Source organism: Lyngbya sp. CCAP 1446/10, from assembly GCF_026130175.1.
Classification (GTDB): domain Bacteria; phylum Cyanobacteriota; class Cyanobacteriia; order Cyanobacteriales; family Microcoleaceae; genus Microcoleus.
Map to the genome: position 1 here is coordinate 25,665 of NZ_JAIGNI010000011.1, position 24,959 is coordinate 50,623.

Below are 24,959 nucleotides of genomic sequence, written 5' to 3' on the forward strand. Positions count from 1 at the left end.
CAGTAGTTATGTTTTGCGAGTTCATATAGCTCGCGAACAGCAGTCACGCAAAGCGAGGTAACATATGTGCTGGGGAAAACTGTTGAAGTGGAATCTCGATCGCAAATTCTGTTCCTTTTCCCGGTTCCGACAAGCACTTCAACTCACCGCCGTGTTGGTTGACAACAATTTCATAGCTAATCGAGAGTCCCAAACCCGTTCCTTGGCCGACAGGCTTAGTAGTAAAGAAAGGGTCAAACAACCGCTTCCGAACATCTTCTGTCATCCCCGGGCCGTTGTCATAAATCCTAATTATTACCTTTTTTCCCTCGATTAACTCAGTGCGAATCCGAATCGCAGGCATCTGACGACTATTTGCAAGGGAATCATTTTTCTCGCCTGCTTGCGAATTATTCAGGCTTTTTCCATCGACATTTTCGTGTTTGTTCCACTCAAGAAGAGCGTAAATTGCATTAACTAAAATATTCATAAATACCTGATTTAGCTGTCCGGGATAGCACTGCACCAGCGGCAAGTCGCTGTATTCTTTGTGAATTGCGATCGCCTCCTGCCCTGGTTTCCCTTTAAGCTGGCTTTGCAAAAGCATAATCGTGTTGTTGATACCGTCGTGGATGTTGACCTGCTTCATTTCAGCTTCGTCTAACCTGCAAAAATTCCGCAGCGACAAAACGATGTCACGCACCCTTTCTGCACCTTGCTGCATGGAATTAAAGACTTTAGGCAAGTCTTCCAGCAAATAATCGAGTTCGATTGTTTCTGATTCGGCTTCAATTGATGCGAGGGCTTCTGGACAGTGCTGCTGGTAGAGTTCGAGTATCCGCATTAAACCTTGCGTATACTCTTTAGCGTGGTGCAAATTGCTGTAGATAAAGCCGATCGGATTGTTAATTTCGTGAGCGACTCCTGCTACTAACTGCCCCAAAGAAGACATTTTCTCTGTTTGAATTAGTTGGGTTTGAGTGCGCTGAAGTTCCAACAGGGCAAGTTCGAGTTGTTGGGCTTGATACCTCAACTGTGCTTGGGATTCCCGCATCGCCACTGTTGACAACTCGTGAATCTGCAACTGAGAAAGCAGCAGTTGGTGCACGTCTAAAAGTTGGTAATTGTCCGGCTCTACCTGCACTACAATGGGTTCATGGATCAGTTCTGGCGATCGCTCTAGAGACTGCCGCACTGCCTTCATAATTGGGGTTTTGCGATCGAGAACCAAAATATCAGTTTTAGTAAAGCGGTAGAGAATCAACAAAGGCTGTTGAGAAAATAACTCCAAGCTGTAGGGACGACTCATGTGTTCAAAAAAACGCCTGCGCGAAATCATCCCTGTAAACTTTCCTTTCTCAGTAATGATGATGCCGGGAAGTAAAGGATTAGCTTGAAAAATTTTAGCAACTTCGCCACCCAGACATTCTGACTCTAGGAGAAAATTGTACAGAGTTAATTCCTCTAGAGTCGATCGCAAACCGAGCGGCGATTTCAGGGGACTCAACCCATCAGTTTCATACACTGCTCCCTCCTTTGGTAATTGGTAGTTGCGGTTGGCTGCTGGAGTATGCCTAATTTACACTGCGATTTCAACCTCTATTTTCGCTTGGCAATCAACCCTACTCTCTGTTCTTCAATCCAATAGATTAAGCACAATTTTTTGTACCTTAAATCATGCGAATACCGTCATAAACGATATAATCGGTTGACAGCAGTCACCCCTGTGATACCTGAGTATTTACTAAATTTTAATCGATCCAAGATTCTACTAATCAGAATATTGTAGTGATAACTACCTTTAATGTTTGATAACATTAATTTAGTTCAGATTGATAGACATCCGCGGCCAGTGCCACTACATTTGCTATGACCCCTTACCTAAAATTATATGACAATCAGACAAAACTAGCGACAAATATGGAGCCGATCGCCCGCTGCGACAATTCATGTAAAATCAGTTACGGGGAATTGCCAAGAAATATCAATTATCAGTGGTTTCGCACAAATGCCGATCGCTCTCAACACGCGGATTGTATTGCAGGTAGTCTCCGAGCCAGCGACAGCCGACTGCGAGCAGTTTGTCAAGTTCGGCAGCTTCTACTTTAGCAGCATCGAGACTCCAAAGCTTCACCGACGAATCTTTCCCGGCAGATGCTAAAGTTGTGCGATCGGCACTAAAACTCACACTCCACACATCCGCTTGATGCGCCCTAAAAGTTTGCAGCAAAGTACCGTCGCGCCGCCAAAGTCTCACCTTCCCATCCGTGCTGCCCCCTGCGAGCAACTTGCTGTCTGCACTCCAACTGACACTACCCAAACCTGCTGTAGAATCGTCGAGAGTTTTCAGCAACTTGCCGTCAGTATTCCAAAGTTTCACCTTCCAATCGTGACTCGCTGAAGCAATCATCTCACCGTCTGGCGAGAAATTGCATCCCCACACTTCATCTTTGTGTCCCAAAAGAGTTTTCTCAAGTTGAAACTGTGTTTTCCCGGTGCGTTTCCAAAGCTTGACAGTTCGATCTTGACTGGTGGAAGCCAACAGATTACCATCGGGACTGAACCTGACTGATGTAACTGGTCTAGTATGTCCTTTTAAAGTGTGCAGCAAAACGCCACCTACACTCCAAATCTTAATAGTGCGATCGGAACTAGCAGTAGCAATTAGTTGAGACTTGGGGCTAAAACTCGCGCTCCAAACTAAATCTTGGTGTCCTTTCAAGATTTGCTGCAAAGTTCCGTCGCTGCGCCAAATTATGACAGTTTTATCAAAACTTGTAGAAGCAATTAACTGACTGTCTGGACTAAAAACCACCTCAGTAATTGACTCAGTGTGTCCATGTAAACTCAAAATTAACTTGCCGTTAGGCTGATAAATTTTCACCAGAAATTTGTCACCTGCACTCACAATTAACTTACCATCCGGGCTGAAATTAGCCGTGTGTCCGTTAGACAAACGATTACGTTCTCTGACTGCATTTAGAGTTCGGTGCAGTATATTTACTGTCTGTGTTTTGAGCGCTGGGTAAACTTCTATTTCTCGCAATTTTTTGCCCGCGCTGACTGCTGCGATTAAAGCTCCTAGCTGATCGTAGCTTAGGGAAATATCGGCGGTAGAGTTGAGTGCTTCAATGTAGGTAATTATCGCTTGTTTTTTTTGATTTTCAGCTTTTTGGGCAACTCGCTGCGCGTGCAGGAGGACGCTAGCAGAGATTGCGGAAATTGCAGCGAGTCCCAACAAACTAAATTGGACTGTTCGCTTGGCTTTTTGCTGAGCTTTACTCAAGACTAAATTTGCTTCGGTTAATATTTGCGAAGCTACTTTCTCTAGTTCCAAAGCTCTTTGAATTTCCAGATTTTCTAGTTCTTGGCTAGCTGATAGGAATTGATAATCGCGATCGCCCAAACTTTTGTCTGCCGCCCAGGTTAACGCTTCTGCGAGAGCTCTGCCTTGCAGCAAGCGGGAAGTGTCGGTGTGGTTGGAGGCTTCCCAAGCGCAGATCGACTCGGAGTAAGGCAGGAGCTTTGCTAATTCTTGCTGTATCCATTCTCGGTTAAAAACAGAGGCATAAATCGGGTTAAATACTCTCAGTTTACCTGCGTATTTGACGATTAAACCTGACAGTAACAGTTCCATTTTCTCGGAACTGTCTTTTGAAAAATTATCTTGACAAATTAACTCTTCTGCTGAATTTTTTGGGCTGTTCGGAAGAGTCAGATCGGCTAAGATTTGTTGGTAAATTCCTAGCAAACGGCCGGTGCGCTGGGGATTTCTCAGAAGGCGATCGCGAATTGTCTTGAGATGTTCCGGTTCGTCTTGAAATTCCCAGTTTTCCAATGCGCTTAACTGCACTAATTCAGCAATGAATAATTGACAGTTGGCTGGGCTATTGCAGTTGCTGCTGGTTTGTGCTGCTAACTTCTGAGCAGTTAATTGACAAAGTTTTTGAGTGAGAAATGGCTGTCCTCCCGTCCATGCTAAGATTTCTTTGAGAATTTCTTGGGAATTGTCGATTTTTTCTGGCCATCCTCTGGCTAAAGGTGCGGCTTCGGTAAGATCGAATCCTTTGAGTTCAATGGCGCGGCCGATATTAAACGGAGTTCTGGTTTGGTCAGAGATTAAATCTTGAGGAGTCGCAACTCCAAATAAGGCAAAAGTTAGGCGGTTGTATTGGGGATTTTCGGCACGTTTGTTGTAGCAGCCGCGTATCCAGGCAAAAAAGTCGTCGCTGGAGAAGTTCAGGGAGAGAATGCTGTCAATTTCGTCGATAAAAATTACGATATTGCGATCGCTCGCAGGAAGCAATACTTGTTCGATAAATTCATTTAATCTAACGACTGGCGGCAAGTGTTCTCGATCGCGCCACCAAGTCCTGACATTCATTTTAATTTTAAAGCTGTTGGCAAGAGTGGCTGTAAAGCCCGCATACCATTGCACCGGAGTTATTTGGGCCGTGCCAATTCCTGTGATGTCAACAATGCCGCAGGCAATATTTTCTGCTTGCAAGCGGCGCGCTGTTTGCACCCGCAGACTCGATTTTCCCATTTGTCGGGAGGTGAGCACGTAGCAAAAATCGCCTGCTTTTAACGAGTCGTAAAGTTCGCTATCTGCTGATCTGGTGACGTAGGTAAGAGCATTCGCCTGCAAACTGCCGCCAACTTGATATTCAAATTCTGTCGCTGGCAAATCGGACACGGGAAATAAAGGGGAAGCAGAAGGAAGTAATTCTATTTTAGCGGACTTTGCCCCAAGCTCAACTTCAATTTGAGATAATTGGTTTTGTTGCGATAATATTTCGATCATAATTACTTCTGCTTCCCCTTTATTTTAAGCAATTCTCATTAGAAACTCTAAGATGTTCATGGGAGGAACCTCGGGGGGCCGGGTTTTGTGGGGCGATCGCACTGAGTTGAATAAAAATGACTGTTGAGGAAAGTAAGCGAGGGTTTCCATGTGCGGTTTGCCGAACTAGATGTGTTAACTCTATAGACGGTGGGGCGATCGCACTTTCAGTACAATGTCAGTATTTCAACCTGTACATCTGTTGAGTCTGAATATCTCAAGGCGTGAAATTAGCTCTAATCCTGTGGCTGTCGCGATCGGAGGTTTTTTAAGGGTGAAGCGGTGCGAGGCTCAGAGGTAGACAGTTCGCGTATTGGCACAAGGGAAGAAGGGGAGAGGGGAAATCGAGCCGTCAAAAATTAAGATAGAAGAGCATGACAACACCAGCAGCAATATCACCCAAAAGAATGATTTATCGACAAAAAATTGTGTGTTATCTTTACTAGGTAATTATATACATAAATACTTTTACCTAAAAGGAGAACAAAAAATGGACACACCTACAGATCGCGAACAAGAACCAGTCGGGACAAGAGAACTCGAATCAATACCTGTATCTGGAACAGTTTCGGGCCAAAAAGCTACTGATGTTAACTTTGAAACGACTCCTTTAGAAACGCCTGCTTATACTCAGGACAAAGTTAGCGTTGAGGAGTTGAAGATTAACGGCGAGGATTTGGTTGCTAAAGTTAAAGAGTTGATTCACGAAGGCAATATCCGCCGCATCATTATCAAAAATGAAGAAGGACGGATCTTGGTAGAAGTTCCTCTGACGGTGGGAGTAGTCGGCGGAGTGATCGGTGCGGCTTTGTTTCCAGTGATTGCAGCAGTAGGCGCGATCGGTGCATTAGTCGCTCACATGACCATCATCATTGAAAGAAAAGATTAAAAAACCTCAGTTGTCAGTAATGCTGATGTCCGGTTAATTTCCTGCAATAAAGCTTGTTGGTAGTGAGTACGATCGTACTCTCTTGATGGATGAGAAAAAACTTGCCTTTATTGCTGCTAAAAACTTAATTGTGGTTATCTAACCGGACTTAAACAAATTTCAAGCCCAAACTGGCTTGATAAATAGATGGCTAGTAACTGTTACTATTCCCTTCTTTTTTTGCCCGATTTCTCTGATGTATTGTCTTCCCACTCCGGCAGTAAAGTTGCCACTTTTAAGGGTGCCATGAATTATCTCTGATCAGGCTAAATCCTCGACTAATCTTGCTTTGGTGACACTGATTCATTACCTCCAGCCGACATTGATTCATTTCACTAAATGACCAAGGCGCTGCCGTTAAAAAATGGTGTAATTTGCGGTAAGTTACTCCGACGGCTTTTCCAGCCATCTGCGACAGTTTTTTTCGCTTATTTTTTCTCAATACTCCGCCTAAATAGTTCCTAAACTCCCGTTTTTGGGCTTGATGACCACAGATATCGTCAAATCTTTGACAAAATTGATCAAAGCAGGGGGCACCGCGGCAGGGGTTGTCTCTTTCATTGCTCATTTTTTAAGCTTATATGCTTGCAGAGCAAGCATTATAAATAACTCAATTAGCCCGTATTCTTTTGTTCAAGTCCGGCTAATTCTATTCCTTTGGGGACTCCGACAATCACTCTAGGGGTAGAGCCTGGTTACTACCTTGGCGAGTTAGATTGGATACAAATGAAGGAAAAACCAAAAGTTCTCTAAACTCCCTAAGCTGAAAGCTGTTAAGCATTTAAACTGGTATGAGCCAAACACCCAACGCTTACACCTAATTCTTGACAGTGAATCGAAATAAGTGGTTTAAATGCTGAACAGGAGATGCTCAAGTTTTCAAACATAAGCATCTCCTACAGACAAATATTTTTTGAATAGTTGTGACGAAGATAATTGTCAGGAACTCAGGGCTAAAGCCACTGAGCTTGTAAGACGAAAGTTGAAGCAAGCTATTCTGACCAGCCTAAGTCTTAACTGACTACGTTATCTGGGTCACGATACCGGAGAATGCGACGCTAGTTTTCCGCCCTATCGCTAGTGGTTAAACAGTCTTAAAGTCACTGAGACAGTGCTACTAGCCCCTAACAAGCCCTAATAACATTGGCGAAGCGAACATCACCCCGCAAGGGAGAGGTAGAAATGCCAAACATTATGCGTACAGGATTGCAAGGCTTGAGATGGTAATTGTCCCATCGAAAGTACACCACAAAAGTACACTCCCGCTAAGCAATCCCAAGGCGGTAATGGAAAGATTCAAGGCGGTTTAAACCGCCGGGTTGTTTTCCTCTCAGGACTAAAGTCTCTGAGTTTCCCACTTACCGAGTTTTTTTATGAAACCTAACGAAGAAAATAGCTCTAACCGTGAAATTCATCAAGAAGTTCACACCGATGCAACTAACGGTCATGTCAGTACAACACGAACTACTACAAGTGTTCCGAGTACAACGGGGAAGGCTTCTAAAGAAGCAGCTCATGATCAAGGTTATGTACAGGGTCAAATCGCGGAAAACCACCGCCAAGCTGGAGTCCAAGAAGTCCGCGATAATGAGAATGCAGGTCGCGGGTTACTGTTAGGGATTCTTCTTGCTTCTTTGGCAGGCTTAGTTCTGGGCAGTGTATATTACTTCAATCGGGGTGAGGAGGCTCCTACTCCTACTCCTGCTCCTGTGATTGTTGTACCGAAAGCGAATCAGCCTTCAGCAACACCTGCTCCGACTCGGATTATAGAGAGAGAAAAAACGATCATTGAAAAGAGTGTTCCGGTTCCGGTTGAACCATCTCCAGTTCAAAAGGCTACGCCTGCTCCTCAACCAAGTCCAGCTCAAAACGCAACTCCGACTCCTCAAGCAAATCCGGCTCCCAATACCAATATTACGGCTCCAAATTCACAGCAGCAAGATGCACCCGCTCAGCAAGCAGCGCCGTCTCCATCTTCGCCCTCAAATAATACTAATACTACGGTTCCGAATTCGCAGAAGGAGCCAGCTTCCACTCCAGCAACTCCAGCACCTGAGAGTTCAGCTACTCCATCTCCAACTCCAAATGATGGCGCTTCTGGAGCAGGTACCAGCGGCAAAACTAATACCGAAAGCCAGACCGATTCTAATCCTACGGGTACTGCTGCACCTGATAGCAACTCCGGCGCAGAGGGTGCGGCTGGTTCACAGAAATAGAAGTTGGATGTCGAATTAGTCCTTCTGGGGTTCAAACCCCAGACTCATAGCTAAAGTCCTTTGAATAGGACTTTTTTTTATGGTTTAAACTGAGATATTGCACCATTGTCAATCAGCCTGCTATGGGCGGGATCTCCTGCCCAACCCCTACTCCCCACAAGAAAACTTATTCTTTGTGGAACAGGCCCGAAAGCCTGTTAAGCGAGAATGATACAACATCTCAGACTAACCGGACATCGTGGCTGAACTCAAGGAACCAGGTTTGTGCAATGGAAAACTTTTTAAGATTCTGCCAACCTATGCTAAGAAACAGCTTGGTGAGCTAACTTAACTTTTCCTAAAGCCATCTTCCTGCTGTCAAAGAGTTTCATAACTCCCGAAGAGATGGTGTCGATGACATCAGGAGCGCAGTAAGACAGAAACTCTTCCGACGAAATACGCTCTGCAAAAAAGTCTTGAGCTTTCTTCAGGAAATTTTCAGTTTCAGCAAAGCCGATAGATTTGATAATAAAGGTAGCTACGGGCGAGTTTTTAATATCATAGGGAGATTCTTGATTGCGTCCTATTGCTAACAAATCTAAAACCTCTTTTTCCAACTGACTTTCTAAGGGGTAGGCGATTGGTCGGTTGGGCAAATAATCCTCTAAAACTGATGTTTTAAATCCTGGTGCGCGCAATTCTCCCATCATGGTTGAAAGGGGAATGTCGCGGCCCAAACGGTAGGAAAGAGCTTCCAAGATGGCGATGGTAATTAGTTTTATTCCCAGGTAAAGTTTGGCAGCGGCGATATTTTTTCGTGTTTGGGCAATCATGTTAGCGTAGGTTTCATCGTCCGGCTCTTGCATAAATTGCTGGAAAACCAGTTCTGGTTTGAGGAAGTTTAAAAATCCTTCCATTTTTTGCAGAGATTTGCGGTATCCGCCAACAGTATAGGAATTGACATTGCTCAATTCGTGATTAGTTTCCGGCATCAAGTTCCAGGTATTGTCTAAGAAATTAGAGGAATTTGGAGAGGCAAAATTCTCTACATCCCGATTTGATAGCCTCACAGAACGCTTGACAATTTCTACAGTTTCGGCATCAGTCCATCCAAAATCAAAATCGCGATTTACATTTACTAACCGCTGGTACAAAAGTTCGATCGCACTTAAACCGTTGGGCGCAACCGGACGAAAAGGAATAGTAGCTTCGATGCAGGCGGAGATTTCGGCGATCGTACTAGCTGGCAAAAAAGGCTCTAAAGATTTGGCAGCAATCACGGCGCTCAAAAATTCGTTTTGACCGGCAAAGGGAGAGAGAGTTTTACCGGGAACAAACCCAAAGACACTGGCCACAAGGTGATACATGGTATCGTCGGGCAGTTCGGTTTCATCTCTAATCACTAACTGCGATCGCACTTCTTTGACAAAAGGACAAAGGGCGCTGCTGATATTGAAACTTACGCCCTGATCGACTTGCACGTACACGAGGTCGTGAAATAGCGCAGCCAGCACCTCGATCGGATCGACTGACCCCCCGACCTCAAAAATGTGTTCCGACGTGTGAAAGTAGCGCCAAGGCCCTCTCATCGTTTGAATGATTAACTCAGCTATCTGTTCGAGCTTCGGAATGTCTGCTCGACCTCCCAATTGCTCGATCGACGCTACCAAAGCATCCAGACACCGTTTTTGTTCTCCGAAAAGCTCCATTTACGCACCTCCACTACATTCCCTGATCGTCTTGGACTTGATTGCATGGTATCAAAAGGTGCTGCGATCGTGCCATCACTCCTGACTCAAAAATTGCAGATAGTGAGCAGTACGATCGGGGGGGAAGATAGGAAGAGAGGGAGAGACCGATTGGGGAGAATTCAGAATTAAAAATTTGTGGCGATTCCCGCAACAAAAGCAATTTGTATCATCAATAACAGTAGATTGTAGCGGTTAGTCAAGAACCGCAAGCTGGCTAAATCTCAAAAAAAACGATTTCTCGGATCAACAGGGGTCGATCGGCTCCTGGGCAAGCAGAAACCGAGTTCTTAGCCCCCGCACGCTTTCCCCAGATAGATTTTCAGCTTTTAGAGAGATGTAAAAAGTCGATCGATCGCTGCACTATGATTAACAAGGAACTGAGCAATTTGGGAGACTAGGCGGCGTGAAATTCGTGTCCGATCCGCGGATAATAGTCAAAATCCGCAAAATGAACGAGCGGGTGCGGTGGCAAGAACAGGCGATCGTCGATCGGGGAATCGACCAAACTCGGATGGTTTTGGACGATCGAACAACAGACTCCCCAGAGTTTTCGTTTTTAGTTCTAGGCGACAGCGGCACGGGCAACCACCGCGGCCACAACCCCCAGCGGCAAATTGCCGAACAAATGCTCTCGCAGCGGGAAACTTGCCGTTTCGCACTCCACACAGGGGATGTAGTTTATCTAGTAGGTTCCAGCGAATACTACTTGCAAAACTTTATTCGCCCCTACCGAGAATTTATCGTCGGTGGCGAACATCCTTCTCGGATTGCTTACGATCGCATGGTGTTCAATTTTCCGTTTTTGCCAGTACCAGGAAACCACGACTATTACGACTTGCCCATAGTCTACGGCTTGCTGTCGGCAACAGCGTATCCGCTGCGGAAGCTGTTGGGTTCCAAATTGGATCTCGATGTTGGCTGGCACGGTTCCGATCGCGGAAATGCCTATGCTAAAGCGTTTCTCGACTACCTGAAAGCTCACAAATTGCCGGGAGAACTCGATCGCCACCTAGACGCGCACTACACCGCCAGCACCAGCACAGGCCGCTGCATCCGCTACCAACCCGGACGCTTTACCCGCTTACCAAACCGCTATTACACGTTCCGCAGCGGCGGCATCGACTTCTTCGCCCTCGACTCCAATACTTTCAACGAACCCTTACCGATCCCGAAAACCAAACAGGGCGACATTCGCCGCCAAAATTTAGAAATCGAGCGCCAGCAGTTGGAACAAGAAAAATTGGCAATGCTCGAAATGTGCGATCGGCTAAACCCCGAAATTCCTTCAGAAGCCGAACAGCTAGACGACTTGGCCGCCAAATTAGAGCAACTTGACGAAATCCTGATTGATATTGACAAACAACTGTCCCCCGACAAAACAGCCACCGACGTGGAACAGCTCGAATGGCTCAAACAAAGGCTGATTGCATCTTGGCGTGATTCTGAGGTGCGTGGGCGAGTAATTTACTTGCACCATCCCCCCTACGTGACCGAGGCGACAAAGTGGAATCAAGCTCAAACTTTGGCGGTGCGGTTGCGTTTGCGCGAGGTACTCGACGCGGTGGCTGATGCAGTTGAGAAAGAGGCGGGCGGGCGTGCCCTAGTAGATTTAGTGCTAACGGGCCACGCCCACTGTTTGGAACACCTGAAGACTGGGGATACTGGACATGGCGACTCCGGCATTAATTGGATTGTTTGCGGGGGAAGCGGTCACAGCCTGCGCCGCCAGCGCCCAGAAGGCCCGGTGTTGGAGGAACCATCAACTCCTGAAGCTTATCGATTGGGGCGCGAACTGGGTGTCAAAACAGCCGGCCGGCGGGTAGCGGAATCTTTGCTATTTGTCGGCCGCAGCGGTCAAGGTTCCCACAAACGCCGTCCTTATTCGTGTTTGCGGATTGATGTTCTTGACGGGACTCCCCCCAAGTTCAGAGTCACACCTTTGGTTGTCGAACGATTTGAGGGGAAATGGCAGGAAATTGCGATCGAACCTTTTGTGATTTAACGAATGAGATTGCCGTCAGGATGGGGTTTTGCCGAAGCAAACGGCTTAATTCCTTAGTTTGAAACTCTAAAGATTCTGTCTCAAACGCGGAAATCTTCAATTTTTGCACTCAACTTAATTCAGGAGAAAAATTCAATGATTGCTAACTTAACCGCTACCGGCTGGGAAATTATTTATCACCGCGCCCATGCTTTGCTGGCCGCCCAACTGGGCGGACAGTGGAAGCGCTCGAAATCTCCGGTTCGCCTCTACGAAACCATAGCCGCGATTTCTCACCACGACGATTTAGAGAAAGAGTGGGAAGAACATATCTTGACTGAAGCGGGCGCGCCCTTAGATTTTACCTTGAGCACGGAAACTTCTGTGCCCAAAATGCGAGGATTGACGGAGAATTCCCTATATCGCGGGCGGTGGGTAGCAATGCTGATTTCTATGCACATGAGCTATCTGAACGAAGGAAAGCGGGGAGAGTCGAAGGAGCTCGACGAATTTTTGGACGAACAACTGGCCAACCAAAAAAAGTGGCGCGAGGAGATGAAGATTTCTAAGGAAGAGGCCCAATCAGCTTATGCTTTTTTCCAGTGGTGCGATCGGCTATCATTAATTCTTTGCAGCGGCGAGTTACCCGCCGGAGAACGGGCTTTAGAAATTAGTGTCGGCCCCGACGGAAAGCGCTACGATATTCTACAGCACAGCAACGAACTGGTGACTGTAACTCCTTGGCCTTTTGAAGACGATAAATTTACTGTCAACGTGGAAGCGTGCCATTTGGATAAAGTCAAGTTCGACAGCAACCAGGAAATCAAGGAAGCGCTGCAAAACGCTCCGAAAAAAATGTTAGAGTGGACTTTTGTTAAGTCTTAATTAAACCAAATAGCAGAAATACTGCACTGTTCCCGGTTCGTAGTGAGGACTTCAGTCCTTAGAAAAATAAGGACTGAAGTCCTCACTACAAACCAAATTGATTGTTGTCGATCGACCAGACGTAATTTCACCAATTACCAATTATCAAATACCAATTACCAATCACCAATCACCAATTACTACCTATGAAACGTTCAGCGTGCCTAATTTTTAATCCCGTCGCCGGCAACAGCAACCCAGAGCAAGACTTAGCTAGAATCCGGGAACTTTTAGAGCCGTTTATTGACTTAGATATTCGGTTGACAACCCCAGAAATAGACGCAGATCAACTCGCCCACGAAGCAGTTGCTAGAGGAGTTGAGGCAATTATTGCTTCCGGGGGCGACGGCACATTATCAGCGGTTGCTGGTGCGATTGTCAGCACAAATATTCCTTTAGGAATTATTTCGCGGGGAACTGCGAATGCTTTTGCGAATGCTTTAGAGATTCCCAATACAATTGAAACCGCCTGCGCAAATATTTTGGGAGGATTGACGCGGGTGGTGGATGCGGCGATTTGCAACGGTGAAATGCCGATGGTTTTGCTAGCGGGAGTGGGTTTTGAGGCGGAAACTGTCGAATTAGCCGATCGCGACATGAAGAATCGCTGGGGAATGCTGGCCTACATTCTCTCAGGAATTCAACAGTTAAACAATTTAGAAAGATTTGAAGCCGAAATCGAAACCGAAGATAAAATCATCACCGTTACTGCTGTGGCTGTGACAGTGGCGAATGCAGCGCCGCCTACTTCCATTTTAGCGCAAGGCCCGGCGGGCATTATTTTCGATGACGGGTTGCTGGACATCACCCTGGTGGCGCCTCAAAATAAAGCTGGGGCGATCGCAGCCTCTTATCACCTATTACAAACAGCTTTGAGTGGCAATCCTACCGATAGCGACGATATCGGTTATTTGCGCGCCAAAAAAGTAAAAATCACTGCCGATCCTGCTCAAAAAGTGGTGGTAGACGGCGAAATCATCGGCATGACTCCACTCTCTATTGAGTGCATTCCGGGAGCTTTAACTATTTTTGTACCGCGAGTTGAAGTAGAGCCACTGGTGGAAAAACTCACAGGTTTAGCGGACATCGAAGTTACAATGAAACCCTTAACTTAAGTTTTTCAGCGGCACAAACAATAAGAAAGACCGCGCGGGCGGTCTTTAATTTTTAAGCCTCTAAGATTTGGCGAATCCGGCGCTCCAAAAGTTCGAGGTCAAGTCCACCTTCATCGCGGCTAATGCGGCGCACGGTGACATTAACATTGCTCAAATCTGCCAGCAAATCTTGGAGGATTTCTTGTTGCTGGCGAGCTTGAGTTATTTCGCGTGGTTCCTGCACCAAATCGCGAACAATTGTATCTTCGGCGCGCGAAGCAACGATCGGGTCTGCTTCGCCGTCTATATGCACGAAAGTACGGCGACCAGGGCCCCGTTCTTCTTCAATTGGGATTACTGCTGTTACGCGATCGGATCGTACATATTTACCAAATCCGAGATGGACTAAGACTGATGATTGTATTTTCATAGATAGCAAGTTTTATTTGTTAGTTATCTATATTTTAACTTTTATAACTACGATCTAACAACTAATATGAGAGCTATTATTACTACAATTTATGTCGGTTTTTTTCTATTTTATTGTTGTCAAGTCTATGTAAATAATGCTAAGTTAATTAACTGGATCTAACTTGCGAACGAGTGGTCAGAAACCGGGTTTTTTACGAAAAGACGCGCTCCAACCAGCAGATTCGGTAAAAACCCGGTTTCTAGGAGTCAAAGCGCGTAAATCCTGTTAACATAAAAATAGAGCATTTTGCGATCGCCCGCAGCGCATTTCAGGGGCATAGCCTACCGATTCTAGATTTGAGCATTACTTCAACGGAAAAACAGGAAAGCCTAAATTATGCTAATTAGTCTCGACTTAGTTATCAGTCTCCTGACAGCGATTCCCTTCGGCACCGTCAAAGACAAGTTTCAGCGCAACGAAACTGTCATCAAATTATTAAAAAGATTTAACCTCGACCCCGATTCTCCGCCAGCCGATTTCGCGGGAGTCTATGTTTATACTTTAGTAGAATACGGCGCTGGCAAACCCAAGCAGATTTTAGAACTGTTTCGCCAAAAAGAGATTGAATCAGCATTTCGCAAAGCTTTCGAGTCCGATAGCCCAGCAATTTTAATTAAAGCAGGCGATGACTATCTGAATGAGAGTGCTTTAGGCAAAGAAATTCGAGCTTTAGGCATTGACCCCAAACGGGAATTTATGGCATTTGCCGCCGTATTTATGGAAGTAGCAAAGCGGACGCGGACGCTGGGAGATGTGATGGTGGGAAATGCGATCGCCTCTTTGCAAAAACGCCTATCTCTGGTACTCGATCGCATCGAACGCCTTCCCACCCTCGAAGGAATTCGCACCGAATTTGCACGACTGGAAGCTGAAGATTATCCCGCACTTCCAGCAGCCGAATCAAGCAATATTCAAAAGTCTAAAGTTTTCATTTTATCGCAACAAGTTCGTGGTTGGTTTGAAACATTAAATTATCAATTTGAGAAATATGAAATTTGGGAAGATAACTATTTTGAATGGATTATTAATGTTCCGGTGAGACGCAAAAAGTACGATCGCATTTTAGTGCGCGGAATTGCCGGAGAAGCCGGACTCAGAGACATCTTAGCCCTGCGCGAGTCGGTGGAAAAACAGCGCACCGATGAAGGCTGGTTAGTCACCGCCCGCCGCATCAGTCGCGCCGCGCGGGATGAAGTAAAAAAAGATGAAAATCGCGATTTAGCTTGTTATACCTTCGATGAATTGCTGGATCAAGATGCCGATTTTACCTCTTATCTGGATTGGCTAGAAACTGAAATCACCAGCCGAGGAATTGATACCAAATATGTACCGCTAGCCTGTACGAAAGAAGAAATTGACCCCGACACTCAGCGCAAGATAGGCGTAAGTCATTATGGCGGGCGAGATGGCTGGATCGAAGGTTATATTGACCTGTGGTTAGATGACCCCGTAAAAGAACATATTTCTGTTTTAGGAGAATTTGGGACTGGGAAAACTTGGTTTGCCATGCACTATGCTTGGATGGCGCTGCAACGCTACAAAGAAGCTCAAAAGCGCGGCTTAGAACGTCCGCGTTTGCCGTTAGTAATTCCGCTGCGAGATTACGCCAAAGCAGTTAGCGTTGAGTCGCTGTTTTCCGAGTTTTTCTTTCGGAAACACGAGATACCTTTGGCCGGTTATTCGGCCTTTGAACAACTCAATCGCATGGGTAAATTTCTGTTGATTTTCGATGGTTTTGATGAAATGGCCGCTAAGTGCGATCGGCAACAAATGATTAACAACTTTTGGGAATTAGCAAAAGCCGTGGTTCCCGGCGCAAAAGTCATCCTCACTTGCCGTACCGAACACTTTCCTGAAGCCAAGGAAGGACGGGCATTGTTAAATGCCGAACTGCAAGCATCAACAACTATTTTAACAGGCGAAACTCCCCAATTTGAAGTCTTAGAATTAGAGAAATTTAACGACGAGCAAATTGGGCAAGCGCTGTCATTTCAAGCAGAAGCGGCGACAGTCAAAAAAGTCATGGGAAACCCGCAGTTATTGGATTTAGCGCGTCGCCCGGTGATGACAGAGTTAATTTTGGAAGCATTGCCGGATATTGAAGCTGGAAAACCAGTCGATATGTCGCGGATTTATCTGTATGCGGTGCGGCGGAAGATAGAGAGAGATATCAAAGCAGAACGGACTTTTACTTCTGTAGCAGATAAGCTTTACTTTTTGTGCGAACTGTCTTGGGAAATGCTATCTACCGACCAAATGAGTCTCAATTATCGCGGTTTTCCCGATCGCATTCGCGGTCTGTTTGGTTCCGTCGTCCAAGAGGAAAAAGACTTAGACCACTGGCACTACGACATGATGGGTCAAACCATGCTGATCCGCAATGCCGACGGCGATTATACTCCGGCACACCGTTCGTTATTAGAGTTTTTTGTCGCTTACAAGTTTGCAGCGGAATTGGGAGTTTTGGCCGCAGATTTTACCGAATTAGTTGCGCCGGAACAGTCTTGTTTAGATCCTGATGCAGCGCCTCAATCGTACACTTGGTCTAATTATTGCCGGCTTCAGGCCCAGAAAAGAAATAACAACGAACTTATCGCACCTTTGAAAGAATTTGTTGCTGAAGATTTAGGGCAACTTCGTAATAGTTTTGGACAAGCGCGGCTGACGAAAGCTGTGATGGATTTGTTATTGCCGATGGTTTCGGAAACGGGGGTTTTGCCCCTTCTGGAAATTCTGGAAGCAACGCGAGGCAAAACTGAAAGCGAGGTAGGTTATGTGGGAGGGAATGCGGCGACGCTGTTGGTAAAAAAGGACAATGCTGTTTTAGAAGGAAAAGACCTTTCTCATACCATCATTAAAGGTGCTAATTTTACAAATGCTAGCCTACGCTGCGTTAATTTGTCTGAGGCAAATTTAGCCGAATCTGTTTTTGCTAAAATCTTTGGTAATTTTTTGGTTGTGGCATTTAGTTCAGATGGTCAACTGTTTGCTACAGGTGGTCACGATCGTATTGTTCGTTTGTGGGATGCAGTAAGTGGCAAAGAACTTTTAACTTGTCGGGGACATAAAAATTCAGTACGTTCGGTTGCCTTCAGTCCCGACAGTCAATGGCTTGCCAGTGCCAGTTTTGACAACACTATCAAGCTTTGGGATAGCCATACCGGAGAGTGTTTGCGGACTTTTACCGGACATGAAAATTCGATACATTCAGTCACCTTCAGTCCAGACGGTGAATGGCTTGCCAGTGGCAGTTTTGACAACAATATCAAGCTTTGGGATAGCCATACCGGAGACTGTTTGCAGACTTTCACCGGACATGAAAATTTGGTTCTTTCGGTCGCCTTCAGTCCAGACGGTGAATGGCTGGTCAGTGGCAGTAGTGACAATACTATTAAACTCTGGGATAGCCATACCACAGAGTGTTTGCAGACTTTCACCGGACATACAAATTTGATTATTTCAGTCGCATTCAGTCCCAACAGTCAATGCCTTGCCAGCGGCAGTCGTGACAACACGATTAAACTCTGGAACAGCCATACCGGAGAGTGTTTGGGGACTTTCACCGGACATAACAATTGGGTTGATTCAGTCACTTTTAGTCCCGATGGTGAATGGCTGGCCAGTGGCAGTGATGACAACACGATTAAACTCTGGGATAGCCATACCGGAGAGTGTTTGCGGACTTTCACTGGACATAAAAATTCGATACATTCAGTCGCCTTCAGTCCCGACGGTGAATCGCTTACCAGTGGCAGTGATGACAACACGATTAAACTCTGGGATAGCCATACCGGAGAGTGTTTGCATACTTTCACTGGATATGAAAATTCGGTTCTTTCAGTCGCCTTCGGTCCCAACGGTGAATGGTTGGCTAGTGGCACTTTTGACAATACTATTAAACTTTGGGATACCCATACCGGAAAGTGTATAAAGACTTTCAAAGGACATGAAAATGGAGTGCGTTCAGTCGCCTTCAGTCCCGATGGTGAATGGCTTGTAAGTGGCAGTTTTGACAACACGATTAAACTCTGGGATAGCCATAGTGGAGAGTGTTTGCGGACTTTCACCGGACATGAAAATAGGGTTATTTCAGTCACCTTCAGTCCAAATGGTGAATGGCTGGCCAGTGGCAGCGGTGACAACACGAGTAAACTCTGGGATAGCCATAGTGGAGATTGTTTGTGGACTTTCACCGGACATAAAAATTTGGTTATTTCAGTCGCCTTCAGTCCCGACAGTCAATGGCTTGCCAGTGCCAGTTTTGACAACACTATCAAGCTTTGGGATAGCCATACCGGAGAATGTTTGCGGACTTTCACCGGACATAAACATTGGGTTGAGTCAGTCGCCTTCAGTCCAGACGGTGAATGGCTTGCCAGTGGCAGCGGTGATAACACTATCAAGCTTTGGAATAGCCATACCGGAGAGTGTTTGCATACTTTCACCGGACATGAAAGTTGGGTGCGTTCAGTCGCATTCAGTCCAGACGGTGAAGGTCTTGCCAGTAGCAGTGATGACTACACTATCAAGCTTTGGAATAGCCATACCGGAGATTGTCTGCGGACTCTCACCGGACATGAAAACGCGGTTTTTTCAGTCGCCTTCAGTCCAGAGGGTGAATGGCTTGCCAGTGGCAGTTTTGACAACACGATTAAACTCTGGGATGTCAATACAGGGGAATGTATCAAGACTCTCAGAGACGGACTTTATGAGGAGATGAATATCACGGGTGTTACCGGTTTAACGGAAGTTGAAAAAGCCACGCTCAAAGCTTTAGGGGCTGTTGAAAATTAATCGTCACAAAGGAGGAAGTATGCAGTCAGCAATACGCATTACAACCAAAGTTCTTGCAGGAAATAAACTTGAAATTCAAGTGCCGCCTGGATCTGTGGGTGAAGAAGTTGAAGTGTTTGTGATTATACCAGAAAAGCTCACGCTCTCCAAAGAAAATCCTTGGAAAACTTTTTTTGATAGTTTAAATATGTTCTCGGAGGACTTTATGCTAGTCAGGGAGCAGCTTTGTTTGGAGACGAGAGAGGGTTTAGACTGAAATTTTTACTACGTCACTGACCCGCGGGTAGTCAGAAACCGGGTTTTTTCGAGAATATTTCGTTGAGGTCAACAGAAACGGTCAAAAACCTGGTTATGAAGGTTTTGGTGTCGCGCAAACTTGTAGGGGCGAAGCATTCGGGCTAACATCTACATCCCCTCAAAAAATGCTATTCTTCCCTTTGGATAGATCCGAAAACCTGTTCCACAGTTAGATTTAGTTCGGGGAAAGCAGACGACAAAATACGATCGCTCTCTCGAAACTGGCTAACCTGGTACTCGCCCTCAACTAACTGATAAACTGAGATAGTAGATTGTTTCGGATTGCCAATGAAGCGTTTGCCGCCCAAAGCAGCATAATCCACAACCCAATATTCCGGGATACCCAATCTTTCATAATCAGCCACTTTAACCAAGTAATCATCTTGCCAGTTGGTGCTAACTACCTCGATCGCAAGTTTAACAGATTTACCTTGCGTAATAATCGATGATTTTTTCCAAAGTGGCTCCAAAATCAACGCTGGCTTGTCTAATACTATGATGTCTGGTTGATAGCCTGTAGTAGCTGCTGGAGGTCGGACAAAATAGGTTGATGGTGTTATGTAAGGAATATTTAGTCTATCGATTTCTACGTTAATTTTGCGGATGAGAAAACTTGTAACTTCCTCATGGTCGCCGTTTGGATTCATCTCAACTATTACTCCATTTCGTAGCTCGAAACGTCCTTTGCCATCGGGATACCACTCTAGGAATTCCTCAAATGTTAGTAGTTTGGCTGTGGTTTGAATCATGCTGACACGGCCTCTTCTTTTTAACTGGAATCAGTAAATATCGATCTGATAATTTATTGTACCATTCTTGATATGAGTTACGCACGGGTGGTCAGAAACCGGGGTTTTTCGATAATACTTCGTTGAAGCCAGCAGAAACGGCTAAAAACCCGGTTTCTAATGTAGCCTACTGACTAAACTGTTGCGCGTAGTAGCCCGCATATCGATCGCCCTTTTCGAGCAATTCCTCGTGCGTGCCCGATTCCACAATTCTGCCTTTTTCGAGAACTAAAATGCGATCGGCTCTACGGACAGTAGCCAAGCGGTGAGCTATGATAAACACAGTGCGATCGCGCATCAATCTTTCCAGCGCTTCCTGCACTAAACCTTCAGATTCCGAATCCAGCGCCGATGTAGCTTCATCCAAAATCAAAATTCTGGGAGCGAGCAGAACCGCACGGGCGATCGCAATTCTTTGTTTTTGTCCGCCCGATAAATTGACACCCCTTTCTCCTACCCAAGTTTGATAGCCATCGGGAAACTCACTAATGAATTGATGGGCGTTAGCAATTTCCGCAGCTTTCTGCACATCTTTCAGTTCATAATAGGATTGACCAAAAGCGATATTTTGAGCAATTGTACCCGAAAATAAAATCGTTTCCTGCGGTACAATACCGATTTGCCGCCGCAGAGTATTTAACGTGACATCTTGAATATCAATACCGTCAATTAAAATCTGTCCCGCTTGCGGATCGTAAAATCTCGGCAACAAATTTACTAACGTAGTTTTCCCCGCACCGGATGCGCCCACAAGGGCGATCATTTCTCCGGGAAGCACCAGCAAACTCATATTTTGCAAAATCGGTGTTTCCGAATTATAGGCAAAGTTAATGTTGCGATATTCGACTTTACCTGTAACGCGCGGAAGTTCGATCGCCCCTGGCTTTTCGACAACTGCCGGTTGAATGGCTAAAAGTTCAAAAATGCGATCGCTAGAAGCTTCTCCCTGCTTGAAATCGCCGTAATTTGCCGTTGTAATGGCGATCGGGTCAATTAACAGCGCTACTCCGGCGATATAACTGATAAATTGAGTACCTGTGAGGTTTCCTTGAGAAATTTGCCAACCACCCAGGAAAAACAGCAAAATCACGCTCATCGCTTCCAGAAAGCCAACTACGACGAACTGAAGAGCTTTTACTCGTTCTGACAAATACTTAGCGCGGCGGTTTTGTTCAGCTTCTTCTGCAAAACGGGCAATTTCGTAATCTTCAGCTACAAACGCTTTGATTAAACGAATGCCGCTGAATACTTCTGTTAGCAAAGCTGATAAATCAGAAATGCGATTTTGACTTTGGCGCGAGTAAGTGAGAAGTCTCTCGCCAAACCAGCCAATTAAAATTGCCATCAACGGTGCAATAATTAATGCACCCAAGGTTAATTGCCAGTTGAGATAAATCATATATCCCAGGACGGCAATTAGCTGCAAAACACAAGGGATAAACTGATGAAAAAATTTATTTACAACTTCGCCAATGCGGTCAATATCTTCTGTGAGGCGGTAGGATAAGTCTCCGGTTTTGGCGGTTTCAAAGTAGCCGATATTGAGTTTTTGGAGGTGGGAGTAAACTTTTTTGCGGATTTCTAAAGCAATAGTCAAAGCTGCTTTTGCCATCAGCGTATCTTGACCGTACTGGGCTGTACCGCGAATCAGAAATATAACGGCGCTGAGTGCAGCAATTTGGGCGAATCCTTGTAAATCTCCTTTTCCTATAAATTTGGCTGTTTCGCCAACCAACCACGCGATAATTGGCCAAAATATGGTAAAGACTACGGTACAAGCTAGTGCTTTACCGATGGTTTGTTTTTGGGGACGGAGGTAGGGTAAGATTTGCCAGTATGTCGATCGAGTTTTCAAGATATTTTGCCCTCGCAAATTCTGTTTTGGGGATCTCTACAAGAATATTCAAACTTCGATCTCCCCTAACCCCCCTTAATAAGGGGGGACAAGATTATTATTCAAAGTCCCTCTTTTGAAGGGGGATTTAGGGGGATCTCTGCGTAAGTCATACAGATATCTGAGCCAAAATATGATAACAGCGATCGGGCAAATCGCCACAATCATTCTTGAGCGTCTGCATAAGTAGCCTGCACCTTAGCCCCGGCGACAACTGCGCCCCGAAATGTGGCTGACTGTCCTGGTGCAAGAGTAACAGGTTGAGTGTAGATAAATCCGTTGTCAATTAAATCACCTAACTCGTCCAAAACTTCATAATTGACTTTCACATTCTTGATTGTTTTACAGCCTTGATTGACCACTTGACCGCTAAAAAAGTTGCCGTCATAATTTGCCTGTGCAATTGACACTTTTGCCGCCATGTTGGCACCGGAAATGCAAGTTTGAGAAGTTCCAGAACTTGGCTGTTTCTGGCACAATCTTCCTAAGTCTACTATTTTGCCATCGGCAGTTTTCATGTAGCAAAATGGCTCATCAACTGGTGAGTTTTGAGCAACTGGATTTGTAGAGTCGGCAAGCAAAGGGCAAGCCGATATCAGCAAGATTAGCAAAGCTACTGTTAAATCTAAAAATTTCATGTTTTTTCTCAGACAAGACGGCGGTTGAAGCCGCACCTACAAAAATAAAGTCCGCCTCCGCAGACTGAAAAAAATAACGCAAAACGTACTTTAAACCGCCCACTCTTCAACCCGCGGAGGCGGGTGAGTGTTTGTATAGACGCGGTTTCAACCGTACGTCTGATCTTAGGGTATGTTATGATAAGATATCAAACTTTAGAAAGTAAAGTCATGGTCGCGACTCAAGATCACCCAAAACAAAAAACGGTAGCAATAACCGTAACTTGGGAGAAGTTGCCAGACGACTTCCAATTAGAAGAAAAACCAGTTGAGAATACAGGTCAACCGCTAATTGCCGGAGCACTGCGAGAGATATTAGAACTAAGAGGATTAATCGGGCCACTAATGCTGATTGCTAGCAACTTTGGTATTTGCGCTACTGTTAACGGCGAGTTAGTTATCAAAGCACCAGATTGGGTTTATATACCTTCGGTACTACCCGCAGAATCGAGAAGAGACCGCAAAAGCTACACTCCAAACTTGGAAGGAGAAATCCCAACCATTGTTATGGAGTTTTTGTCTGAAACAGACGGCGAGGAATATTCTATTATACGTACTTTTCCTCCCGGAAAGTGGTTTTTTTACGAACAAATTCTGCAAGTGCAAAATTACATCATTTTTGACCCGGAAAGTGGATTATTGGAGGTATATCGCTTGCAAAATGGCAATTACGAATTAGAATTTCCTGATGAGGAAGGTCGCCATTGGATAGCAGATTTTGGTTTGTATTTGGGAACTTGGCGGGGGGAAAAAGAACAGCGTACAGGCTATTGGTTGCGCTGGTGGGATGAAGCAGGAAATCTGCTTTTGTGGGGTGTAGAACAGATAACAGCGGAACGACAACGGGTCGAACTCGAACGCGAACGGGCCGATCGCGAATGCGAACGAGCCGATCGCCTTGCTGAATATTTACGCGCTCAGGGAATTAACCCGGACGAGATTGTTTGATAAATTGTCTGCGATATTTGTAGGGTGCGCTGCGGCGCACCTTACGTTATTATCACATAATTGGGTTTAAAACCCCGTCCTTCGCTCGACGGCTTTAATTGTAAACTTTAATTACACATTCACCACTCTTGTGCTGAAGGCGATAGCATAAGAATGGAGATGAGAGCAATGCTAGTTTTTGAGTTTAAGACTTACGGAAATTCAAGTCAGTTTGATGCGGTAGGCGAAGCAATTCGGACTGCCCAGTTTGTTCGCAATAGCTGTTTACGCTACTGGATCGACAATCCGAAAAAGAACAAGTACGACTTGAATAAATACTGTGCTGTACTAGCAGCAACTTTTCCGTTCGCTGACGAACTCAATTCTCAGGCAAGACAGGCAAGTGCCGAACGCGCTTGGGCTGCTATCTCTCGGTTCTACGAAAACTGTAAGAAAAAGATTCCCGGTAAAAAAGGATATCCACAATTTCATAAAGACTGCCGTTCTGTTGAGTACAAATCGACTGGGTGGAAACTTGATCCAGACAGAAAGTCGATAACTTTCACCGATAAAAAAGGAATCGGCAAGCTCAAGCTCAAAGGTACTCGCGACTTACATTTTTACCAAATTAACCAAATTAAACGGGTACGACTGGTAAAACGTGCTGACGGTATTTACGTTCAATTCTGTATAGATGTCAGCAGAACAGAAAATACAGAACCGACAGGTAATACTATTGGATTAGATGTTGGGTTAAAAGAATACTACACCGATTCAAATGGAGTCACGGTTGAAAACCCTAGATTCCTAAGAAAAGGCGAACGTATCCTTAAGCTCCGTCAGCGTCGAGTATCGAAAAAAGTCAAAGGCTCAAAGAATAGAGGCAAAGCCAGACAGACTTTAGGTAAGCGCCATCTCAAAATAAGTAGGCAACGTAAAGACCATGCCGTGAAATTGGCAAGGTGCGTAGTTCAGTCAAACGACTTGATAGCCTACGAAGATTTGAGAATCAAGAATATGGTGCAGAATCATTGTCTGGCTAAGTCTATTAACGACGCATCTTGGTATCAGTTCCGTGTATGGCTGGAATATTTTGGAAAAGTATTCCAGCGCGTAACGGTTGCGGTAAATCCGCAATATACCAGCCAAGAATGCTCTAGCTGCGGTGAAATTGTCAAAAAAACGCTATCCACCAGAACTCACGCCTGTCAATGTGGTTGTCTGATGGATAGAGATTTCAATGCCGCTAGAAATATCCTAAGTCGGGGATTGGGTACGGTAGGGCATACCGGAACCCTTGCACTCTTTGCAAATAACGCTTTGGGAGAATTGACCCCTACTTTGGTTGGAGAAATCCTGCCTCAGCAAGTCGGCTCTGTGAACAAAGAATCCCCTCGCCTTGATAGCTGGGGAGT

Annotated in this window: 15 protein-coding genes and 2 pseudogenes; 9 read left to right on the forward strand and 8 right to left on the reverse strand. The window is 45.4% G+C overall.

The window, feature by feature from the left end; genetic code table 11:
- Positions 1–43 precede the first annotated feature (43 nt).
- Together K4039_RS07310 and K4039_RS07315 are read right to left on the reverse strand one after the other, a co-directional pair.
- Positions 44–1,504: a sensor histidine kinase gene (locus K4039_RS07310; protein ID WP_265234487.1), complete on the reverse strand. Its 1,461-nt coding sequence runs from the start codon at positions 1,502–1,504 to the stop codon at positions 44–46.
- Positions 1,505–1,963: 459 nt separating this feature from the next.
- Positions 1,964–4,783: an AAA-like domain-containing protein gene (locus K4039_RS07315; protein ID WP_265234488.1), complete on the reverse strand. Its 2,820-nt coding sequence runs from the start codon at positions 4,781–4,783 to the stop codon at positions 1,964–1,966.
- Positions 4,784–5,312: 529 nt separating this feature from the next.
- On the opposite strand from K4039_RS07315, the gene K4039_RS07320 reads away from it, so the two are divergent.
- A complete protein-coding gene (locus tag K4039_RS07320; RefSeq protein WP_265234490.1) occupies positions 5,313–5,711 on the forward strand; it encodes a DUF4342 domain-containing protein in 399 nt (132 codons plus the stop codon).
- A 180-nt stretch (positions 5,712–5,891) separates the two neighbouring features.
- Here the strand turns inward: K4039_RS07320 and K4039_RS07325 are convergent.
- Positions 5,892–6,311, reverse strand: a pseudogene (locus K4039_RS07325) (transposase); the annotation flags it as partial.
- Positions 6,312–7,123: 812 nt separating this feature from the next.
- On the opposite strand from K4039_RS07325, the gene K4039_RS07330 reads away from it, so the two are divergent.
- Positions 7,124–7,966 (forward strand): hypothetical protein, encoded by an 843-nt coding sequence (locus K4039_RS07330; RefSeq protein ID WP_265234491.1) that lies wholly within the window; start codon positions 7,124–7,126, stop codon positions 7,964–7,966.
- 302 nt (positions 7,967–8,268) lie between these two features.
- Here K4039_RS07330 and K4039_RS07335 read toward each other — a convergent pair whose 3' ends face one another.
- On the reverse strand, positions 8,269–9,654 hold the full coding sequence (locus K4039_RS07335) for a hypothetical protein (protein ID WP_265234492.1): 1,386 nt from the start codon (positions 9,652–9,654) through the stop codon (positions 8,269–8,271).
- Positions 9,655–10,144: 490 nt separating this feature from the next.
- Between K4039_RS07335 and K4039_RS07340 the strand changes: the two genes are divergently transcribed.
- From K4039_RS07340 to K4039_RS07350, 3 genes are all read left to right on the forward strand, one after another.
- Positions 10,145–11,698, forward strand: a complete 1,554-nt coding sequence (locus K4039_RS07340; protein WP_321161581.1) for a metallophosphoesterase — start codon at positions 10,145–10,147, stop codon at positions 11,696–11,698.
- Positions 11,699–11,833: 135 nt separating this feature from the next.
- Positions 11,834–12,562 (forward strand): DUF3891 family protein, encoded by a 729-nt coding sequence (locus K4039_RS07345; RefSeq protein WP_265234494.1) that lies wholly within the window; start codon positions 11,834–11,836, stop codon positions 12,560–12,562.
- Between the two features lie 185 nt (positions 12,563–12,747).
- Positions 12,748–13,716, forward strand: a complete 969-nt coding sequence (locus tag K4039_RS07350) for a YegS/Rv2252/BmrU family lipid kinase (protein ID WP_265234495.1) — start codon at positions 12,748–12,750, stop codon at positions 13,714–13,716.
- Positions 13,717–13,768: 52 nt separating this feature from the next.
- Here the strand turns inward: K4039_RS07350 and K4039_RS07355 are convergent, their stop codons facing one another.
- Complete coding sequence (locus tag K4039_RS07355; RefSeq protein WP_265234496.1) at positions 13,769–14,125, reverse strand: hypothetical protein; 357 nt, start codon at positions 14,123–14,125, stop codon at positions 13,769–13,771.
- Between the two features lie 378 nt (positions 14,126–14,503).
- On the opposite strand from K4039_RS07355, the gene K4039_RS07360 reads away from it, so the two are divergent.
- Both K4039_RS07360 and K4039_RS07365 read left to right on the forward strand, forming a co-directional pair.
- Positions 14,504–18,961 carry an NACHT domain-containing protein gene (locus tag K4039_RS07360; protein WP_265234497.1) on the forward strand — a complete coding sequence of 1,486 codons (4,458 nt, stop codon included), beginning with the start codon at positions 14,504–14,506 and terminating at the stop codon, positions 18,959–18,961.
- Between the two features lie 19 nt (positions 18,962–18,980).
- Positions 18,981–19,217: an antitoxin gene (locus K4039_RS07365; RefSeq protein ID WP_265234498.1), complete on the forward strand. Its 237-nt coding sequence runs from the start codon at positions 18,981–18,983 to the stop codon at positions 19,215–19,217.
- Positions 19,218–19,386: 169 nt separating this feature from the next.
- On the opposite strand, the gene K4039_RS07370 is transcribed toward K4039_RS07365, so the two are convergent.
- The 3 genes from K4039_RS07370 to K4039_RS07380 all read right to left on the reverse strand — a co-directional run bounded on the left by K4039_RS07370 (position 19,387) and on the right by K4039_RS07380 (position 22,578).
- Positions 19,387–20,007 carry a Uma2 family endonuclease gene (locus K4039_RS07370; protein ID WP_265234499.1) on the reverse strand — a complete coding sequence of 207 codons (621 nt, stop codon included), beginning with the start codon at positions 20,005–20,007 and terminating at the stop codon, positions 19,387–19,389.
- A gap of 166 nt (positions 20,008–20,173) precedes the next feature.
- A complete protein-coding gene (locus tag K4039_RS07375) occupies positions 20,174–21,901 on the reverse strand; it encodes an ABC transporter ATP-binding protein (RefSeq protein ID WP_265234500.1) in 1,728 nt (575 codons plus the stop codon).
- Between the two features lie 203 nt (positions 21,902–22,104).
- Entirely contained in the window at positions 22,105–22,578 is a 474-nt protein-coding gene (locus K4039_RS07380) for an FxLYD domain-containing protein (protein WP_265234501.1), read from the reverse strand.
- Positions 22,579–22,788: 210 nt separating this feature from the next.
- Here K4039_RS07380 and K4039_RS07385 point away from each other — a divergent pair, with 210 nt between their 5' ends.
- Positions 22,789–23,565 carry a Uma2 family endonuclease gene (locus tag K4039_RS07385; protein ID WP_265234557.1) on the forward strand — a complete coding sequence of 259 codons (777 nt, stop codon included), beginning with the start codon at positions 22,789–22,791 and terminating at the stop codon, positions 23,563–23,565.
- A 168-nt stretch (positions 23,566–23,733) separates the two neighbouring features.
- A pseudogene (locus tag K4039_RS07390) lies at positions 23,734–24,945 on the forward strand (RNA-guided endonuclease InsQ/TnpB family protein); the annotation flags it as partial.
- Positions 24,946–24,959 lie beyond the last annotated feature (14 nt).

Bases quoted from the DNA above. Each gene is read 5' to 3' on its own strand.
- K4039_RS07315 (WP_265234488.1), bottom strand. From the start codon at position 4,783: ATGATCGAAATATTATCGCAACAAAACCAATTATCTCAAATTGAAGTT.
- K4039_RS07320 (WP_265234490.1), top strand. From the start codon at position 5,313: ATGGACACACCTACAGATCGCGAACAAGAACCAGTCGGGACAAGAGAA.
- K4039_RS07330 (WP_265234491.1), top strand. From the start codon at position 7,124: ATGAAACCTAACGAAGAAAATAGCTCTAACCGTGAAATTCATCAAGAA.
- K4039_RS07335 (WP_265234492.1), bottom strand. From the start codon at position 9,654: ATGGAGCTTTTCGGAGAACAAAAACGGTGTCTGGATGCTTTGGTAGCG.
- K4039_RS07340 (WP_321161581.1), top strand. From the start codon at position 10,145: ATGAACGAGCGGGTGCGGTGGCAAGAACAGGCGATCGTCGATCGGGGA.
- K4039_RS07345 (WP_265234494.1), top strand. From the start codon at position 11,834: ATGATTGCTAACTTAACCGCTACCGGCTGGGAAATTATTTATCACCGC.
- K4039_RS07350 (WP_265234495.1), top strand. From the start codon at position 12,748: ATGAAACGTTCAGCGTGCCTAATTTTTAATCCCGTCGCCGGCAACAGC.
- K4039_RS07355 (WP_265234496.1), bottom strand. From the start codon at position 14,125: ATGAAAATACAATCATCAGTCTTAGTCCATCTCGGATTTGGTAAATAT.
- K4039_RS07360 (WP_265234497.1), top strand. From the start codon at position 14,504: ATGCTAATTAGTCTCGACTTAGTTATCAGTCTCCTGACAGCGATTCCC.
- K4039_RS07365 (WP_265234498.1), top strand. From the start codon at position 18,981: ATGCAGTCAGCAATACGCATTACAACCAAAGTTCTTGCAGGAAATAAA.
- K4039_RS07370 (WP_265234499.1), bottom strand. From the start codon at position 20,007: ATGATTCAAACCACAGCCAAACTACTAACATTTGAGGAATTCCTAGAG.
- K4039_RS07380 (WP_265234501.1), bottom strand. From the start codon at position 22,578: ATGAAATTTTTAGATTTAACAGTAGCTTTGCTAATCTTGCTGATATCG.
- K4039_RS07385 (WP_265234557.1), top strand. From the start codon at position 22,789: ATGGTCGCGACTCAAGATCACCCAAAACAAAAAACGGTAGCAATAACC.